The 18,169-nt window shown below is 71.6% G+C and carries 19 protein-coding genes; 11 read left to right on the top strand and 8 right to left on the bottom strand.

The window, feature by feature from the left end; translation table 11 throughout:
* Positions 1–91 precede the first annotated feature (91 nt).
* Positions 92–565, top strand: coding sequence for an Lrp/AsnC family transcriptional regulator (locus DC432_RS08030; RefSeq protein ID WP_108319574.1), 474 nt, complete (start codon positions 92–94; stop codon positions 563–565).
* Positions 566–586: 21 nt separating this feature from the next.
* On the opposite strand, the gene DC432_RS08025 is transcribed toward DC432_RS08030, so the two are convergent.
* Positions 587–1,579: an EamA family transporter gene (locus DC432_RS08025; protein ID WP_116537409.1), complete on the bottom strand. Its 993-nt coding sequence runs from the start codon at positions 1,577–1,579 to the stop codon at positions 587–589.
* A gap of 71 nt (positions 1,580–1,650) precedes the next feature.
* On the opposite strand from DC432_RS08025, the gene DC432_RS08020 reads away from it, so the two are divergent.
* A complete protein-coding gene (locus DC432_RS08020; RefSeq protein WP_116537408.1) occupies positions 1,651–2,211 on the top strand; it encodes a CGNR zinc finger domain-containing protein in 561 nt (186 codons plus the stop codon).
* Between the two features lie 22 nt (positions 2,212–2,233).
* Here the strand turns inward: DC432_RS08020 and DC432_RS08015 are convergent, their stop codons facing one another.
* On the bottom strand, positions 2,234–3,112 hold the full coding sequence (locus DC432_RS08015) for an alpha/beta fold hydrolase (RefSeq protein WP_116537407.1): 879 nt from the start codon (positions 3,110–3,112) through the stop codon (positions 2,234–2,236).
* A 332-nt stretch (positions 3,113–3,444) separates the two neighbouring features.
* Here DC432_RS08015 and DC432_RS08010 point away from each other — a divergent pair, with 332 nt between their 5' ends.
* Complete coding sequence (locus DC432_RS08010; RefSeq protein WP_116537406.1) at positions 3,445–4,179, top strand: exonuclease domain-containing protein; 735 nt, start codon at positions 3,445–3,447, stop codon at positions 4,177–4,179.
* A 560-nt stretch (positions 4,180–4,739) separates the two neighbouring features.
* The gene (locus DC432_RS16770; RefSeq protein ID WP_243393070.1) at positions 4,740–7,115 is read left to right on the top strand and encodes a DUF222 domain-containing protein; all 2,376 of its coding nucleotides are present in this window, start codon (positions 4,740–4,742) and stop codon (positions 7,113–7,115) included.
* A 398-nt stretch (positions 7,116–7,513) separates the two neighbouring features.
* Here DC432_RS16770 and DC432_RS07995 read toward each other — a convergent pair whose 3' ends face one another.
* Positions 7,514–7,978 (bottom strand): GNAT family N-acetyltransferase, encoded by a 465-nt coding sequence (locus DC432_RS07995; protein WP_116537405.1) that lies wholly within the window; start codon positions 7,976–7,978, stop codon positions 7,514–7,516.
* A 182-nt stretch (positions 7,979–8,160) separates the two neighbouring features.
* Between DC432_RS07995 and DC432_RS07990 the strand changes: the two genes are divergently transcribed.
* Positions 8,161–8,967, top strand: a complete 807-nt coding sequence (locus tag DC432_RS07990) for a carbon-nitrogen hydrolase family protein (RefSeq protein ID WP_116537404.1) — start codon at positions 8,161–8,163, stop codon at positions 8,965–8,967.
* 93 nt (positions 8,968–9,060) lie between these two features.
* On the opposite strand, the gene DC432_RS07985 is transcribed toward DC432_RS07990, so the two are convergent.
* From DC432_RS07985 to glgA, 3 genes are all read right to left on the bottom strand, one after another.
* Positions 9,061–9,312: a type B 50S ribosomal protein L31 gene (locus DC432_RS07985; RefSeq protein ID WP_055837630.1), complete on the bottom strand. Its 252-nt coding sequence runs from the start codon at positions 9,310–9,312 to the stop codon at positions 9,061–9,063.
* Between the two features lie 212 nt (positions 9,313–9,524).
* The gene (locus DC432_RS07980; protein ID WP_108317428.1) at positions 9,525–10,307 is read right to left on the bottom strand and encodes an ABC transporter ATP-binding protein; all 783 of its coding nucleotides are present in this window, start codon (positions 10,305–10,307) and stop codon (positions 9,525–9,527) included.
* A 201-nt stretch (positions 10,308–10,508) separates the two neighbouring features.
* Positions 10,509–11,699, bottom strand: coding sequence for a glycogen synthase (gene glgA, locus DC432_RS07975; RefSeq protein ID WP_116537403.1), 1,191 nt, complete (start codon positions 11,697–11,699; stop codon positions 10,509–10,511).
* 76 nt (positions 11,700–11,775) lie between these two features.
* On the opposite strand from glgA, the gene glgC reads away from it, so the two are divergent.
* A complete protein-coding gene (gene glgC / locus DC432_RS07970; RefSeq protein ID WP_108317430.1) occupies positions 11,776–13,020 on the top strand; it encodes a glucose-1-phosphate adenylyltransferase in 1,245 nt (414 codons plus the stop codon).
* Positions 13,021–13,112: 92 nt separating this feature from the next.
* Here glgC and DC432_RS07965 read toward each other — a convergent pair whose 3' ends face one another.
* A complete protein-coding gene (locus DC432_RS07965; protein WP_108317431.1) occupies positions 13,113–13,586 on the bottom strand; it encodes an S-ribosylhomocysteine lyase in 474 nt (157 codons plus the stop codon).
* Between the two features lie 297 nt (positions 13,587–13,883).
* Between DC432_RS07965 and serB the strand changes: the two genes are divergently transcribed.
* The gene (serB, locus tag DC432_RS07960; RefSeq protein ID WP_116537402.1) at positions 13,884–14,519 is read left to right on the top strand and encodes a phosphoserine phosphatase SerB; all 636 of its coding nucleotides are present in this window, start codon (positions 13,884–13,886) and stop codon (positions 14,517–14,519) included.
* A gap of 187 nt (positions 14,520–14,706) precedes the next feature.
* Positions 14,707–15,396: an alpha/beta fold hydrolase gene (locus tag DC432_RS07955; protein WP_116537419.1), complete on the top strand. Its 690-nt coding sequence runs from the start codon at positions 14,707–14,709 to the stop codon at positions 15,394–15,396.
* 220 nt (positions 15,397–15,616) lie between these two features.
* On the opposite strand, the gene fabG is transcribed toward DC432_RS07955, so the two are convergent.
* A complete protein-coding gene (gene fabG, locus DC432_RS07950) occupies positions 15,617–16,327 on the bottom strand; it encodes a 3-oxoacyl-ACP reductase FabG (protein ID WP_116537401.1) in 711 nt (236 codons plus the stop codon).
* A gap of 145 nt (positions 16,328–16,472) precedes the next feature.
* On the opposite strand from fabG, the gene DC432_RS07945 reads away from it, so the two are divergent.
* The 3 genes from DC432_RS07945 (at position 16,473) to DC432_RS07935 (ending at position 18,044) form a co-directional block, all read left to right on the top strand.
* Positions 16,473–17,201 (top strand): DUF4190 domain-containing protein, encoded by a 729-nt coding sequence (locus DC432_RS07945; protein WP_243393069.1) that lies wholly within the window; start codon positions 16,473–16,475, stop codon positions 17,199–17,201.
* A 268-nt stretch (positions 17,202–17,469) separates the two neighbouring features.
* Complete coding sequence (locus tag DC432_RS07940) at positions 17,470–17,838, top strand: DUF3099 domain-containing protein (protein WP_116537399.1); 369 nt, start codon at positions 17,470–17,472, stop codon at positions 17,836–17,838.
* Positions 17,835–18,044, top strand: a complete 210-nt coding sequence (locus tag DC432_RS07935; protein WP_116537398.1) for a hypothetical protein — start codon at positions 17,835–17,837, stop codon at positions 18,042–18,044. The genes DC432_RS07940 and DC432_RS07935 overlap by 4 nt, the downstream gene beginning before the upstream one ends.
* Positions 18,045–18,169: the final 125 nt, after the last annotated feature.

Here is an 18,169-nt window from a genome sequence, read left to right as displayed (position 1 = left end):
ACGCGCGGAATGCACCCCGCTCAAGACCTCGCCGTCATATTGAGCACAGTGCGCATTGCGCGAGGCAGCCGCACTGCTAATGTTTCGCAGCATGAGCAAGCTCGACGCGGTCGACCTCGACCTCCTCCGCGCCCTGTCCGCCGACCCGCGGGCCACCGTCGTCGCGCTCGCCGAGAAGCTCGGCCTGTCGCGCAACACCGTCCAGGCGCGCATGAGCAGGCTCGAGCGCGGCGGGGTGTTCCTGTCGTTCGAGCGGACGCTGTCGGCCGAGGCGCTGGGGTTCCCCATCGAGGCGTTCCTGCAGGTGACGGTGCGCCAGGCCGAGCTGCCGGCGATCCGCGACGAGTTGGCGAAGGTGCCCGAGGTGCTGCAGGCGCACGGGCTGAGCGGACAGGTCGATCTGCTCGTGCGCGTGGCGTGCCGCGACACGCAGCACCTGTTCGACACCGACGCGCGCATCCTCGCGATCGAGGGTGTCGAGCGCACCGAGACGTCGTTGGTGATGGGCGAGGTGATCGGCTACCGCGTCGATCCGCTGATGCGTCTCGCGCGCGAGCACGCCTGACGCCGGGCCCCGCCCTCGCGTCTAGGGCGACGGCACCACCGGGATGCTCGACGTCTCGGCCTTCGGTTCGGCGGGGCTCCCGGCATCCAGGCGCACCAGTACCACCCCCGCGAGGATGAGCGCGCCACCGACGAACTGGATCGGCGCGGGCGCCTCGCCGAGCAGCAGCCAGGCGAAGCCGAGCGCGAACAGCACCTCGCTCAGGCCGACGAACGACGCCAGTCTCGAGCCGATCCGCGGCACCGCGATGACCCCGAGCGCATAGCCGAGGGTCGTCGCCACGGCGCCCACCCAGAGCAGGGGCAGGATGCCGGGCACCTCGAGCCCCGCGAGCGACACCGTGATCGAGGGGGCGGCGAACGGCAGCACCCCGACGGCCACGAGGGCGCCCATGAGCGCGGTCCCGACGAGCAGGCCGCCGGCGGCGAGGGCGAGGGGCGGCAGGTCGTCGCCGGTGCGCCCGGCGATGACGAAGTAGGCGGCCGCGCACACCGCGGCGCACAGCGCGAAGAGCGTGCCGAGCAGGTCGAAGCGCGCGCCGCTGATGTCGACGACGAGAACGAGTCCCGTCATCGCGACGACCGAACCGACCAGGACGGCCTTGGATGGCGCCCGACGCGTGCGCACCCACACGGCGACGACGATGAGCACGGGTGCGATGTACTGGATCAGCAGGGCGACGGCGACCGGCATCCGCTGCATCGCCGCGAAGTAGAACACCTGGCATCCGGCCACCGCGGTCAGCCCGAAGGCCAGGATGAGCAGGCCGTGGCGCCGGACGAAGCCGCGTTGACGGCGGACGGCCGTGATCAGCGCCGGCGAGAGCAGCAGGGCGGCGACGCCCATGCGCACGAGCAGCACGGCGCCGAGCGACCACCCGCCGTCGAGCAGCGGTTTGACGAAGGGGCCGCTGGACGAGAAGGCCAGGGCCGAGGCGACGGCGATGAGCAGTCCCGTGACGGCGCCGGAGCCGTGGCGGACGGGACGGGGGAGGGTGACGGACGACGTGGTCATGCGGGCCTGCTGTCAGGGGTCAAGAACGTTTACACTCGTGACAGTACGACCTGGGAATGTCAGGAGTCAACATGGTCTTCATCCGTGACACCGAACTGGTGCTGCGCGCGACCGTCGAGCTGGTCAACACCCTGCCCCACACCGAGGCGAGCGGGGTCGACAGCCTCACGACGATGGCCGAGCTCGACGACTTCGCCGAGCGGCACACCTACACCGGCTCGCGAGTGCGCGACGACCGCGAATTGGCCGCGGTGCGCGGCATCCGCCCCCGCATCCAGCGGCTGTGGAACGTCGACCGCGACGCCGCGGTGCCCCTCGTCAACGCGATGCTGCGCGACGGGCGGGCGCTGCCGCAGCTGGTGCGTCACGACGAGTTCGACTGGCACATCCACGCGTCCGAGGCGTCCGACCACCTCGCCCAGCGCATGCTCGTCGAGACGGCGATGGCGTTCGTCGACGTCATCCGCGCCGACGAATACGGGCGCATCCGCGTGTGCGACGCCGACGACTGCGACGGCGTCTACGTCGACTTCTCCAAGAACGGCTCGAAGCGGTACTGCGACTCGGGCAACTGCGGGAACCGGATGAACGTCAACGCCTACCGCCGCCGGAAGGCGGAGACGCCAGCCTGACGCGGGCACGACGCGGTCTTCGTCACTCCCCCGCCAGGAACTCCCGGATCGCGGATGCCGCGACCTGCGGCGTCTCGTAGTGGATGAGGTGTCCGACCTCGGGGATCTCGACCAGCTCGGCATCCGGGAATAACGTCGCCAGGTGACGCTCGGCCTCGATCGGGGTGATGTCGTCTTTCTGCGCCGCGATGAGCAGGGTCGGCTGTGCGATGCGGGGGGCGAACTCGCGCACGTCGTGCGACACGCTCGTCACGAACGCCTCGTGCAGGACGTCGCGGTCGGCGAAGCGCGAGAAGTACTCGTCGTGCTGTTCGTGCACGAAGCGGCGCAGCGCGGGGTCGCGGGTCTTCGCCATCGCGTTGCTCATGACGCGCACGATGAGGCCGTTGCGCAGCAGGTGCTCGCCGAGGGGACGCGGCAGTCGGGCCCCGGCGAGGTAGTAGAACACGGCCAGGCGGGTCAGGATGCCGCGGGGCCCCTCGAGGGCGGGAGCGCCGATCGGATTGACCAGGATCAGACGGGGCGTCGCGAGTCCGCCGGCGACGGCCGCGGCCGAGACGATCGAGCCGAACGAGTGGCCGAGGACGACCGCCCCGGGAGCGACCTGCTCGACGAAAGCGTGCAACCACGCGGCGTACGTGTCGAGATCGTGCGCGCGCCCGGCGAGCGGAGCGGTCTCGCCGAAACCGGGCAGATCGGGTGAGATGACCTGGATACCGCGAAGATGCGCCACCACCGGCTCGAGACCGTGGTGCTCGCCGCGGAAGCCATGCACGGCGACGATGGTGGTGTCGGCGTCGTCGTCTCCGTACACCCAGTAGGCCGTCGTGCCGCCGAGCACGCTCGCCTCGCGCCGGACGACGGGGATCGCGGCCAGCTGGGAAGCGTAGGGGTTCGGCACCCGTCGAGTCTACGAGGGGGCGCCGACATCGCCGCCGGGACGGCGGTTCGCGCGCCGGGGCCCGCCCGCCCGCGGGCCCCTCCCGCGCCCGCCCGCCCGCGGGCCTTCTCGTTTCCACCCGCCCGCGGGACCGGCCCCCTCCCGACCGCCCGAACGATCCCTCCCTCCCGCCCGGACGATCCCTCCCTCCCGCCCGGACGATCCCTGCCGCCCGCCCGACCGTCTCTCTCGCGGCCGCCCGACCGTCTCTCTCGCGGCCGCCCCGCGGCATCCCACCCCTCTGTCCTGCGCGCCTCGACGGCGATGTCGGAGCTGCGCTCTACCGTGGGCGCATGACCACGTGGCAGGCCGAGCCGCTCCCCCTCTTCCAGACGCCCGAGTGGGCGCGCCTCGTCGGCGTGTTCGATCTCGAGACGACCGGGATCGATGTCGAGAACGATCGCATCGTCTCGGCGCACGTGGGGGTGCTCGATGTCGACGGTCACGTCGTCGACGCGCGCGACTGGCTCGCCGATCCCGGGGTCGCGATCCCGGCGGGGGCGGCGGCGATCCACGGCATCACCACCGAGCGTGCGCGCGCCGAGGGGGCGCCCGCGCCGCGCGTCGTCGCCGAGGTGGTCGAGGCATTGACGGCGTTGTTCAGCGCCGGCATCCCAGTCGTCGCCTACAACGCCCCGTTCGATTTCTCGATGCTCAAGAACGAGGCCGTCCGGCACGGGGTCACGCCCATCCACGCGCCGTCGCCGGTCATCGATCCGCTCGTCGTCGACAAGACGTTCGACCGGTACCGGCGCGGCAAGCGCACGCTGTCGGTCGTCGCCGAGCACTACGCCGTTCCCCTCGAGTCCGCGCACGAGGCCTGCGCCGACGCGGTCGCGGCGGGTCGCCTGGCTCTCGCGCTCGCCGAGCGGTTCGGGCCCTGGATGCCGCCCACCCTCGACGAACTGCACACGCGTCAGATCGCGTGGGCGCGGGCGCAGGCGGCGAGCTTGACCGAATACTTCGTCAAGATCGGGAGGCTGGATGCCGCGGCCCCTCCCGTCGACGGAGCCTGGCCGATCCGCTGACCGGCGCCAGGGCGGTGGGGCTTGACGGGGAATTCATCGCACGCCTCGGGTCTGCGATGCGTCGCCTCGGCGCTCGCCTCGACCCCTCCCGTCGACGGAGCCTGGCCGATCCGCTGACCGGCGTCGGGGCGGCGGGGCTCGACGGAGAGCCCCGTACGCCTCGGGTCTGCGAGCTGTCGCTTCGGCGCTCGCCTCGGCCACCTCTGCATCGCGGCGATTCGATCCTCGCGACAGCGTGTGGGTGCGGCGGCCGGACGCCCCCCTCGGCCGGGTCGATCCAGCCCTCGCCCCTCTTCGAGGCAGCGGTGCTCAGAGGGACATTCTCCAGCCGCCGATCCGGCCCGCGAACGCCCCCTCAGCGCCAGGCTGATTCACCCCCAATCCCGCTTTGTCCCGTTCATCCGGCTCGGACGTCGACGTCTCCCCGGTGTGGAACCCGGCGCCCGAACGCCCTCCGTCACCGGGCCGATCCGGCCCCGACCGATCTCGCTCCACCCCTTCGTTCCGGCCCCTGACCGACCCGCGGGTCCAATGTCGGAGGTCCGCGATACCGTTCCCGCATGACCTCCCCCGCACGCTCCGCGACCCGGCCGTCGCCGGTGTTCCGAGAGTGCGATGGCGCGCCGTGGCCCAGCGACGACGAACTCGAGATGGATGCCGCGTGGGCCGCCCTCCGTCACAGCGCCGCCGTGGAGTGGCACGACGGCGCCGAGGCCGAGGTCGTCGTCCCCTCCCGCGTGCCGGGCCCCCCGGCATCCGACATGCGGATGGACGACGTGTGGATCGAGGACGAGGGGCTCGAGGACGGGTGGCTCGATGCCAAGTGGTTCGATGTCGAGTGGCTCGACGCGCGACGATCCGCGCACGACCAGACGGTCTCCGACCTCGACGCACAACTCGGCCACCTTGAGATCGTCGCCGCGGAGCGGCAGCGGGCGACGGCCGAGGAGTACCGCTTGATCGCGGCCATCCTCGCGCGCGCCGCAGCCGATCCGACGCCGTGGGTCGGTCCCGATCCGACGAGAGACCCCGACTGGGTCGACCCTCGCGGCCGGCGCACGGCCGCCGTGCGTCGTGACCGCGTCGACATCGCCGAGCGGGCCGCTGTGGCCGAGATCGCCGTGCGCCTGCGCCTGTCCGAGCAGACGGTTCGTCTGCGCGCGGCTCGAGCCGAGACGCTGCAGGGCCGCTGCCCGCAGATGTGGCGCGCCTTCGCCGACGGGCGCGTGTCCGAGCGGCACGCGATCGAGACCGCCCGCCTGGCGGGTTCGCTCCCCGGCGTGGGAGAGATCGTCGATCCCGACGAGGTCGGCCCGGCTCCCGACCTCGCGGACGCGGGCGAGACGTCGACGACCGCGACCAGCGACGCCTCGGCGCCCTCCGGGTCGGCGACTGCCGACATCGGGCTGTCCGAACTCGTCGACGCCGACGCCACATCGTGCGGACTCGCCGACGCGGGGCAGTCGGGGTCCGCTCCCGCCGACGCGGGGCACTCGGGGTCCGCTCCCGCTGACGCGGGGCACTCCGGGTCCGCTCCCGCTGACGTGGGGCACTCCGGGTCCGCTCCCGTCGACGCGGCACCTCCCGGGTCCGCGACCGCCGGTGATGCATCCGTGGGCCCCTCCGACGTCGATGGCCGGCGTGACGATCCGGCCGCCGCCGTGTGGAGGGCGTTCGACTCCGCAGTGCGAGAGCGTGCGACCGACCTCGTCCCCGCCAAGTTCGCCGTGGCGGCGCGGGCCATTCGCGAGCGCGTGCACGCCGAATCGCTCGAGCGACGTCATCGGCGGGCGGCCGAGGACCGCGGGGTCTGGGTGACGGCCGAGTTGGACGGCATGGCGTCCCTCAACGCCCTCCTACCCGCGGACCGCGCTCGGGGGATGATGGCCCGCATCGACCGCATCGCCCGCCATCTCCGGGCCACGCCGGACGAAGACCGCACCCTGGCGCAGCTGCGCGCCGACGCGCTCTGCGACTCGGTGATTTCTCCCGCGTCGGGCCCGATCCCCTGCGCCGCGCACGGCGACGCGGACGCCGACGGTTTGCTCGATCCGAGCAGTGGCACCCGCGCGGGTGGTGGCGGGACGACGCACGCCAGCGAGCCCGCGGCCAACCGACCCGGTGATGACGGCGAACCCGGTGGTGACCGCCGACCCGGATCCGACCACCGACCCGGTTCTGACCACCGCCCCGGATCCGACCACCGACCCGGTTCTGACCACCGCCCCGGATCCGACCACCACCCCGGATCCGACCACCACCCCGGATCCGACCACCACCCCGGATCCGACCACCACCCCGGATCCGACCACCACCCCGGATCCGACCACCACCCCGGATCCGACCACCGCCCCGGTTCTGACCGCCGCCCCGGTTCTGACCGCCGACCCGATGCGGCCACCGCCACCGCCCAAGACGTCCCGGCCACCCTCACGGGCACCGCGGATCGGCCGTCCCCACGAGCATCTCGCCCCACCGTCATCGTGACGATCCCCGTCCTCGCGCTCCTCGGTCACAGCACCGAATCGGCGACCCTCGACGGCTACGGCCCCATCGACCTCGACACCGCGCGGCGCCTCGCCGGCGAGGCGACGTCGTGGGTGCGCCTCCTCACTCACCCCATCGACGGCACTCCCCTCGCCCTGGACCGCAAGACGTACCGCGTCCCTGTCGCGCTGCGGCGGTGGCTGGGCGTGACCTCCCCCACCTGCGTCTTCCCCGGCTGCGGCCGCGCAGCAGCGGACTGCGACATCGACCACCGCGATGCCTGGGCCGAGGGCGGCACGACCGACGATGACAACCTCGATCCGACATGTCGCCATCACCATCGGTTGAAACACGAATCCGGGTGGATGCCGTCCTCCACCCCCGACGCAGGACTCACGTGGACGTCGCCCCTCGGCGGCTCCTACGGTGCCGACCCGCCCCCGTTCTGACGCGGGGACGAATCCCATTTCACGTGCGCCAAGGCGGATCACACCGCTCACTCACGAAGACACCTCGCAATCACCCTTGAACGGCGACGAGCTGCGGCGCCCGCGGACGGAGTCGAAGCACACCGCCCCACGTGAGGACGAGCTGCATTGCCCACCCACGGAGACGAACCGCACCGCACGGCACCACATCATGCCGCGCCGCGCCGGTCACCGTGATCGCCCTCGTCGGCGTGGCGACGGCGCAACGAACCATGAGCCCGGCCGTCTCGAGAAACCATTTCGGCGTCTCCGAAAACGTGCCTACTGTCCTTGAGCACGTTCCGACTTCCCCGGGAACATTCCGGCTCTCGACGACCGCGCCTCGAGCCCGAACCCTCCCCTTCGTGGCAAACGGCGCCTCACAGCGCGCGCGACCACGCGACCTCCCGCTCGAACTGACCCGTCCGTACGAAAAGTCGAACCTGAGACGTGTCCGCGAGGCTTTCCGCGAGCAGGTCACGATCGGCGATCTCGAACCCGAGCGACTGCCAGAACGGGCCCGACCGTCGGCTGAACAGCCAGGCGGTGCGCGCGCCGTCCTCCGCTGCGCGGTCGAGCGCGAAGAGTGCCAGGGCGCGGCCCCATCCCCGACCGCGGTCTCGAGCATCCACCGCCACGCTGCGAATCAGTGCGTGTCGGCGGTTCCCGCTCGACTCGAAGGCGGTCGTTCCCCGGATCGCGCCTGCCGAATCCCTGCGCACCCAAAGCCGGAGGGAGGGCGTTTCGAGGCCGCTGACCGTCAGGTCCGCATCCGCCAGGAATGCCGTGATCGCCGGCAGATCCCTCGTCGTCGCCGCCTCGAAAGGTGCGGGTGCCGTATCCATCCGCGGTCTCCCCTCACTCGCCTGGTTCCCACCCTGCCACCGAGTGATGGCCCCGCCGGACCTGCGCGGCCCACACCACCCAGCGCACGCCGCACCACCCCGCTCCACCCCCGCACCGCGGCACGCCACCAGCGACGCGCGTCGCGCCACCCCCGCACGACACCCCTGCCACACTGGCATCCGTGACCTTGCGCATCGCCACCGTCCAGGCCGAAGCCCGCCCCGGCGATGTCGCCTCCAACGCGCTCCGTGCGGCCGAATTCGTCACCCGGGCACAGGCCGAGCGGGCAGACCTCGTGGTGTTCCCCGAAACGTTCCTGACGGGGTACGACACCGACGTCTTCGCGGGTCCGCTCCCCCACATCGACGACCCTGAGCCGTTCGCCCCCATCCAGCGCAGTGTCGACCGGACCGGAACGGCCGCCATCGTGAACTGCGCCCTCGACCACGGGGTACACCGGTCGTTGACGGATGTCCTCGTCATCCCGAACCGCCCGCTGATCGCCGCCTACGCCAAGCAGCACCTCTACGCTCCGGAGCGGGCCCTCTTCACGCCGGGGACGCGGGGCTTCACCTTCACGCTGAAGGGGGTCCGCATCGCCCTGTCCGTCTGCTACGACGCGAATTTCCCTGAGCACGCCGCCGCCGCGGCAGCGGCCGGTGCGGACGTGTACGTCAACAGCGGCGCCTACTTTCCCGGAGGAGAGCAGCGCCGCGACCTCCACTACGCGGCGCGGGCCCTCGACAACGGCATCTACGTCTTCTTCAGCGGACTCGTCGGAGCTCCGCACGATTTCATCGGCGGCTCCGCCGTCTTCGACCCGCTCGGCACCCGCATCGCGCGCGTCGACGAACGCGAGGGACTCGCCGTCGTCGACATCGATCCGTTCGCGATCGCGTCCGCGCGACGGCAGCAGACCATGTGGAACGACCGGCGATCCGACCTGGGACCGTACGCGCACGCCGGCGAGATCCTCACGCTCATGTGAGACGACGCCCGCGCAGGGGACGCGCCCCTCGCGCCCACGAGAAAGCCCCCCGTCCCAGAGGGACGAGGGGCTGTCGACGCGTGATCGCTGAGATCAACGACCGCCGAAGTTCTTGAAGCGCTGGTTGAACTTCTCGACGCGACCGGCCGAGTCCATGATGCGCTGCTTGCCCGTGTAGAACGGGTGCGAGGCCGACGAGATCTCCACGTCGATGACGGGGTACTCCACGCCGTCGAGCTCGATCGTCTTGTCGCTCGAGACGGTCGAACGGGTGAGGAAGGTGTCGCCCGAACCGAGGTCGCGGAACACGACGGCCTTGTACGTGGGGTGGATGTCAGTCTGCATGGAAGGTCCTTTGAGAAGTGGTGCCCTGGATTCTGCCAGGACGTCAAAGTCTGCGGCGCCGGAGGCACCAACGGGAGAGTCTACCAGGCCCGTCGCCCGTCCCGCACAGGATGCCGGCCCCCGACCTGCCGTCCGGTCAGACCACGCCGACCCGAACGGCCGAGCGCTGCCGGGTCAGACCACCTCGGCCCGAACCGCCGAGCCGCGCCGGGTCAGACCGCGCGCGCCGCGTACCGTCCGGCTTCGCGGGTCAGCGTGATCTGCAGTCCGAACGTCGCCGAGAGGTTCTCGGCCGTGAGGGCTTCATCGAGGGGGCCGGATGCCACGACCTCGCCGTCGCGCAGCAGCAGAACGTGCGTGAACCCGACGGGGATCTCTTCGACGTGATGCGTCACCATCACCATCGCCGGCGTCGTGGGAGCCTGCGCGTAGCCCGACAGCAGCGCGAGCAGTTCTTCTCGCGCCCCGAGGTCGAGGCTCGCCGTCGGCTCGTCGAGCAGCAGCAGTTCCGGGTCGGTCATCACCGCGCGGGCGATCTGGACGCGCTTCTGCTCGCCGTCGCTGAGCGTGCCGAACGTCCGGTCGGCGAGGTGGTCGAGCTTCCACTCGGCCAGCACGCGCAGCGCGCGACGCTCGTCGATGTCGTCGTAGTCCTCGCGCCACCGGCCCACGACCGAGAACGCGGCGGTCAGCACGACGTCGAGCACGGTCTCCTCGGGCGGCACACGACGCGCCATCGCCGACGACGCGAACCCGATCCGCGGACGCAGCTCGAACACGTCGGTGCGGCCGAGCCGCTCACCGAGGATGGTCACCTCACCCGAGGTCGGGTGCAGCAGCGTGTCGGCAAGCTGCAGCACCGTGGTCTTGCCGGCGCCGTTGGGGCCGAGGACGACCCAACGCTGATCATCGCGCACGGTCCAGTCCACGTGGGACACGATGTCCCGGGCGTTCCGGCGGACGACGACGTCGGAGAATTCGAGCACCTGGGGCATGCCCCCAGCCTAACGGCCGAGCGCGCGCTCGCTCGGTAGCCGGGGCCCGCGTCGCGGCGGGCCGGACGGGCCCGGATGTCCCCGGCGGTCAGGGCGCGACGCGCCCCCTCCACCGCGCCGCGGCGAGCCGTGCCCACGTCGCCGCAGCGCGTTGGACCGGGCCGACGTCACCATGACCACGGCGAGCCGGACGAGCAGTGCCTACTTCCCCGCGACCTCGGCGTACAGCGCGGCCGTCTGCTCGGCGATCGCGGCCCAGCTGAAGTCGTCCACCGCGCGCTGACGCCCGGCCTCGCCGTAGGCGCGGGCGCGGTCGGCATCCGTCACAACTTCGGTGAGCACGCGGGCCAGGTCGTCGACGAAGCGGTCGGGGTCCACGGGCGTTCCGGTCCCGTCCTGCACCTGGTCGATCGGCACGAGTCGGCCCGTCACCCCGTCGACGACGACCTCGGGGATGCCGCCTGTCGCGGTGCCGACGACCGCGGCGCCGCACGCCATGGCCTCGAGGTTGACGATGCCGAGGGGCTCGTACACCGACGGGCACACGAAGGTCGTCGCCGCCGTCAGGATCGTGCACAGTTCCTCGCGCGGGAGGAGCCGCTCGATCCAGACGACGCCGTCGCGCGTGGCCTGCAGACCGCGGACGAGCTCCTGCACCTCCGCCATGATCTGCGGGGTGTCGGGCGCGCCGGCGCACAGCACGAGCTGCACCTCGGGCGGAAGCTGCTCGGCCGCGCGCAGCAGGTACGGCAGACCCTTCTGCCGCGTGATGCGCCCGACGAAGACGACCGACGGCCGCTCCGGGTCGATCCCGACCGAGGCGAGGAAGTCGTCGTCGACCACCGGATGCCACGAGGCGGTGTCGATGCCGTTGTAGATCACGCGCACGGCGTCGGGGTCGAGCGACGGGTAGCTGCGCAGGATGTCCTGCCGCATGCCCTCGCTCACCGCGACGACCGCGGCGGCACCCTCGTAAGCGGTTTTCTCGATGAAGCTCGAGACCGCGTACCCGCCGCCGAGCTGCTCGGCCTTCCAGGGACGCAGCGGCTCCAGACTGTGGGCGGTGACGATGTGCGGGATGCCGTGCAGCAGCGACGCGAGGTGCCCGGCGAAATTCGCGTACCAGGTGTGCGAGTGCACCACGTCAGCGCCGGCGACGTCCGAGACGATCTCGAGGTCGGTGCCGAGGGTTTGAATCGCCCCGTTCGCATCGGCGAGCTCGGCCGGGACCCCGTAGGACGTGGTGTCGGGTGCATCGCGCTCGGCGCCGAACGCGCGCACCTGCACGTCGGTACCGGCGGCGCGGAGCGCGGCGACCAGTTCCGTGGCGTGGACTCCGGCTCCCCCGTAGATCTCCGGCGGGTACTCCTTGGTCACGATGTCGACGCGCATGAGACGAACCGTAGTACAGCGCGAGGCGCGCCGTGGAGTTGTTCCCGCAATCGTTCGGGACCCCTAGTGTTGTGCCATGCCTGCAGCGCCGAAGGTCTTCGGAATCATCCTCGCCGGCGGCGAGGGAAAGCGACTCATGCCCCTGACGGCGGACCGCGCAAAACCCGCCGTCCCCTTCGGCGGCCAGTACCGCCTGATCGACTTCGCGATCTCGAATCTCATCAATTCGGGTCTGCGACAGCTCGTCGTGCTCACCCAGTACAAGTCGCACAGCCTCGACCGTCACATCTCGCAGACGTGGCGCATGTCGCCCATGCTCGGCTCGTACGTGGCATCCGTCCCCGCCCAGCAGCGCCTGGGCAAACGGTGGTTCTCGGGCTCGGCGGACGCGATCCTGCAGTCGATGAACCTCATCCGCGACGAGAAGCCCGACATCGTCGTCGTCATCGGCGCGGACCACGTGTACCGCATGGACTTCAAGCAGATGCTCGATGCGCACATCGCCTCGGACGCGCGGGCGACGATCGCCGGCATCCGTCAGCCGATCGCGCTGGCGAACCAGTTCGGCGTGATCGACACCGACCCCGACGACCCGACGAAGATCCGCGAGTTCCTCGAGAAGCCGCAGAACCCCGCGGGCCTCGCCGACTCGCCGCACGAGGTGCTCGCCTCGATGGGCAACTACATCTTCGACGCCGACGCCCTGGTCGACGCCGTGACCCACGACGGCGAGCTGCCGACCTCGGCGCACGACATGGGCGGCGACATCGTCCCCTACTTCGTCAACCGCGGCGAGGCGGCGGTCTACGACTTCCAGCGCAACGACGTTCCCGGATCGACGCCGCGCGACCGCTCGTACTGGCGCGACGTCGGCACGATCGAGTCGTTCTACGACGCGCACATGGACCTGATCTCGACCCTGCCGATCTTCAACCTGTACAACGACGACTGGCCGATCTTCTCGCAGACGTTCAACGCCCCTCCGGCGAAGTTCGTGCGCGACTCCGTCGGCCGCATCGGCAACGCGATCGACTCGATCGTGTCGCTCGGTTCGGTGCTGTCGGGAACGCACCTCGAGCGCAGCGTCGTCGGCCCCTGGGCCCTCGCCGGGGGTGGATCGACCATCACCGACTCGGTCCTGTTCGACAGCGTCCAGGTCGGGGCGGGCGCGCGCATCCATCGCGCCATCCTCGACAAGAACGTCGTCCTCGAGCCGGGTGCGACCATCGGCGTCGACCGCGAGCGCGACATCGCACGCGGCTTCACCGTGACCGAGACGGGCATCACCGTCGTCGGCAAGGACGTGCACGTTCACGCTTAGAACACGACGGGGGTCCGGATGCCGAGACCCCCGCGGACCCGAAGGGGCGGCGACCGTGATGGTCGCCGCCCCTTCGGCATCCGGGTGCGAGATCAGACGCCCACGCGCGCGAACGCGTCGCGCGAGATGCCCTTCTCGAGGACGACCTTCGACCACTCGCGGGCGCTGTGCAGGCTGTGATCGCGGTAGTTGCCGCAGCTGAACGCGTCGGTGCCGGGAACGTCGTCCCAGGTGACGTCCTCGGCGATCGCCCGCAGCGAGTCGGTGATCGCGTCGACCAGGGCGGCGACCTCGGGCTCGCCCCACATGATGACGTGGAAGCCGGTGCGGCAGCCGAACGGCGAGATGTCGATCAGGCCGTCGATGCGGTCGCGAACGAGGCTCGCGAGCAGGTGCTCGATGGTGTGCAGGCCGGCCGTGGGGATCTCGCCCTCGTTGGGCTGGACCAGGCGCAGGTCGAAGTTCGAGATGACGTCGCCGCGCGGGCCCGACTCGGTGCCGATGAGGCGCACGTACGGCGCGAGGACGGCGGTGTGATCGAGGGTGAAGCTTTCGACGTCGGCCATGGGTGGATCCTTTTCTCGGGAGGGCGCGGTACTCCGAAAGCCTACGGCGAGGCACCGACACCGGGTCCGCGCGTGACGCCGCAAGGCGCGGGACGCCGTCGGAGGGGTGTCGCCGAGAGGCGGGTGACGCCGTGGGACGGAAGACGCCGTGAGGCGGGAGACGCCGCGAGACGGGAGACGCCGTGAGGCGCGAGACGCCGTGGGACGGGTGTCGCCCGACCGGATGATCCCGTCACCGACGGTGCACCCGGGACCGGGCGTCCGGCCGTTGGAGCCGCACCCGCTAGGGTCGAGGCCGTGCCCGCTCGCTTCCTCGTCGTCCTCGACGCCGATTCGACCCTGATCCGCAACGAGGTCATCGAACTCCTCGCCGACGAAGCCGGTCGCGGCGCCGAGGTCGCCGCGGCGACCGAGGCCGCGATGCGCGGCGAGGTCGACTTCGCCACCAGCCTGCGCTCGCGCGTCGACGCGCTCGCCGGCGTCTCCGTCGACGCGTTCGCCCGCGCGATCGCGAGGATCGAGCCCACCCCCGGCGTCCGCGACCTCATCGCCGCCGTGCACGAGCGCGGCGGCGTCGTCGGCGTCGTCTCGGGCGGGTTCCACGAGGTGCTCGACGTCGTGGCCCCCGAGCTCGGTGTGGACGTGTGGCGCGCGAACCGCCTCTCCGTCACGGACGGCGTCCTCACGGGCACCGTCGACGGCGACATCGTGGATGCCGCGGCCAAGGCCGACACGCTGCGCCGATGGGCCCGCGAGAACGACGTCCCCCTCTCGCTCACCTTCGCCATCGGCGACGGGGCCAACGACCTCGAGATGATGGCGGCGGCCGGGCTGGGGCTCGCGTTTAACGCCAAGCCGGCGGTCCGTCGACGTGCCGATCTGGTGATGGGCGACGTCGACCTGGCCCAGGTCATCCCGCTGCTGCCGCGCTGAGCGGACGCCCGCCCGCAGCCGGTACTCGTCGGGCAAAACACCGCCGCTGCGGCGCGCATCGTCCGGGCCGGCCGGGACGGTCGAGATGACCCGACGCCACCCCGCGCTCGCGGTCGACCCGACGGTTCATCCACCCGATGATCGTGCGCACCTGGTCGATGTCGGAGGGTCGCTCTACGCTCGCGTCATGGACGTCATCCTCGTACCCGGTCTCTGGCTCGACGCGTCGTCGTGGGACGCGGTCCTGCCCGCCCTCACCGCCGCGGGGCACCGCCCCCACCCCCTTACCCTCCCGGGGCCCGCCGTCGGCGATCTCGTCATCGACGACTGGGTCGACGCGGTCGTCGGAGAGATCGACCGACGCGGCGCACCTGTCGTCCTCGTCGGGCACTCGGGCGGGGGCAACGTGGTGTGGGGTGCCGCCGATCGGCGCCCCAGTCGGGTCGCTCGCGTGGTGCTGGTCGACACCGCCGTCCCCCCGCCCGGGGCGATGATCTCGGAGTTCCCCGTCGAGGACGGCGTGGTCCACTTTCCGGGGTGGGACTTCTTCGACGACGATGACGTATCCGACATCGACGACGACACCCGCCGGCGCACCGCCGCGCACACGGTCGACGTGCCGGGGCGCGTACCGACCTCGCCGTTGACCCTCTCCGACGAGCAGCGGTACGGCATTCCGGTGACGGTCCTGTCGGGGCGCCTCGACGCCGACACGTTCCCACGGCTGCTCGCCGAGTGGCCGTCCTTCGCGCGCGAGTACGAGCGCCTGCACGACGTGCGGGTCGTGCACCTGGACTCGGGCCACTGGCCGCAGTTCTCACAGCCCGAACGCTTCGCCGAGCGGCTGGTCGCGGCGGTGGCCGGGGAGAGTGAGTGAGGCGCGTCGGCGGGGCACGCCGCGAGGCGGGCGGGTCAGGCGCGTCGGCGAGGCACGCCGGCGAGGCGGGCGGGTGCGGCAGCCCAGCGGCACGGGCCGGTAAGCCACGTGCACCAGGCGGGCGGGTCAGGCAGGTCGGCGGGGCAAACCGGCGAACTGGGCCGGCGAGCCGGGTTGACGGGGCGAGCCGGCGAGCCCGGCCGAGCGCTCTACGCGGGCGTCAGTGCCCCATACCCAGGCCGCCGTCGACCGGGATGACCGCACCCGAGATGTAGGCGGCGTCGTCTCCGGCCAACCACGTCACGACACCCGCGACCTCGTCGGCCGAGGCGAAACGTCCGGCCGGGATGTTCTTCTTGTACTCGGCCTGGGTGTCGGCGGGCAGTTCCGCCGTCATGTCGGTCTCGATGAAGCCCGGGGCGACGACGTTGGCGGTGATCCCGCGGCCACCCAGCTCGCGCGTGAGCGACCGCGCGAAGCCGACGAGAGCGCTTTTCGACGCCGCGTAGTTGATCTGGCCGGCCGAGCCGTACAGCCCGACGACGCTCGAGATGAGGATGACGCGACCCCAGCGCGCCTTCAGCATGCCCTTCGATGCACGCTTGACCACCCGGAACGCCCCGCCGAGGTTGGTGTTGACGACGCTGTCGAAGTCGTCCTCGCTCATGCGCAGCAGCAGGGTGTCCTTCGTGACGCCGGCATTGGCGACGACCACGGCGATCGGCCCGAGCTCGGCCTCCACCTGCGAGAAGGCGGCGTCGACGGTCGCGGCGTCGGTGACGTCGGCGCGGACCGTGAGCGTGCCCTCGGGCCCCTCGCCGGAGCGGGCGGTGACGGCGACCTTCCACCCCTCGGCCACGAAGCGCTCGGCGATGGCGCGACCGATCCCCCGGTTTCCTCCGGTGACGACGACGACGCGGTCCTGGGACATGGTGAGACTCCTGTGCGGGCGGGGACGGAACCGCCCCAGCCTACCGACGGCGCGGCGACGAGACCGCGAACCCGCGTGCGGCGGGGGTTTGACAGGGGCCGACGGCCGCTGGAACGCTGAGGAGGTCCGCGACGAAAGGGATACCGTGAGCGACGACCGTACGACCGACCCGAACCAGCCCACGCCCGACTCCGGTGCGTCCGCGACGGGGCCCGAGACGACGGCGTCGCCGAACGGCTACCCGGTGGCGCCGCCCGCCCCCGCGCCGGGGGAAACGGCATCCTCCTCGTCCGGGACTCCCTCGTATGGGGCGCCGTCGTACGGGGCTCCCTCGTACGGAGCACCGTCGTCTGGCGCACCCTCGCACGACGCGCCCTCGTACCCCGCCCCGTCCTCCGGAGCACCGTCGTACGACCCGTCATCCTCCGGTTCCGCCGCCGCCGCGTACGGATCCGCGAACTCGACCTACGGAGCCCCCGCGTACGGCTCCTTCGCCCCCGGGACCTCGTCGTACGGCGCGGCCACGCCCAGCACCTCCGGCCAGAGCGACACCGCCTACGCGTCCGGCGCCTACACGTCCGGCGGGTACGGCTACGCGATGCCGGCGCGCACGAACACCCTCGCGATCGTGTCGCTGATCGCGTCGATCGTCGGCGTGTTCGTCCTGCCCGTTATCGGTCAGATCGTCGGCATCGTCACCGGGCACATGTCGCTCTCGCAGATCAAGGCGCGCGCCGAGAAGGGTCGCGGCCTCGCGGTCGCCGGCCTCATCGTCGGCTACGTCACACTCGCCCTGGGCGTGCTGCTGCTCGTCTTCTTCATCATCCTCATCCAGGCGGCGATCGGCGAGACCAGCTCCGGCTACGGCGTCTGACGCGACCCGCCCCCATCGCGTCGGGTTCCCCTCGCGCGGATCCGCACGACCCGCCTCCTCGAGTCGGGTTCCTCTCGGGCGGATCAGCGCGAGCGGCCCCCATCGAGTCGGGGACCCGAACACCCCCCGGGGCCCACGCCCGGGAACGCCACGCGCAGCCCGTCCCGCCCCGCGCCGACGCGGCCCCCGGCACTCGTTGTCACGACGTCGAGAAGTCGTTCCGCCACCCGACCCTGCGCTCTCGCTGCGGGCGTACCCTGAGACCACTGTGAAGACAAACCGCGCCCAGTCTGCGACGTCGCTCCCGAAGGCACCCCGGGAGGACGCCGACAACCGCTTCGCCAAGTACATGGTCATGATGGGGATCCGCATCGCGTGCTTCATCGCCATGGCGGTCGTGCAGCCCTACGGCTGGTACACCTTCGTCTTCGCCGCCGGCGCCATCTTCCTGCCGTACCTGGCGGTGATCGTCGCCAACGTCGGACAGGACGCCGCCCAGACCACGGCGATCAACCCCGAGCGCGCGATCGAAGCGCCCCGGCCCGCCGCGCCGACGGTCGCGACATCCGACGAGCCGCTGGTCATCCGCATCGCCGAGACCCCGCGGCTGGACGCCCCGCGCGATCCGCGTCCGTGACGGACGACGCCTCCGCCGAGTGCTCGCGGGCCGGATGCCGTGACACCGCCGCGTGGACGATCACCTGGCGCAATCCCCGCATCCACACCGCCGATCGCCGCAAGGTGTGGGTCGCGTGCGACGAGCACGTCGGGTACCTGCGGGAGTTCCTGCGCGCACGCGACTTCCCCGTCGAGGTCGGAGCTCTGACGGACGGTCACGCGTGAGCGCGACCGGCGGGTCGACCAGCGCACGCGCGACGGTCGCGGCACCGGACGCACGCGCGACGGGTCAGGCACCGGTCCTGCACGCACAGGCCGACGCACCTCCCGGGCACCCCACGGGTGGGACC

The organism is Microbacterium testaceum, assembly GCF_003075375.1.
Lineage (GTDB): Bacteria > Actinomycetota > Actinomycetes > Actinomycetales > Microbacteriaceae > Microbacterium > Microbacterium testaceum_E.
This window is presented reverse-complemented; position numbering and strand designations above follow the sequence as displayed.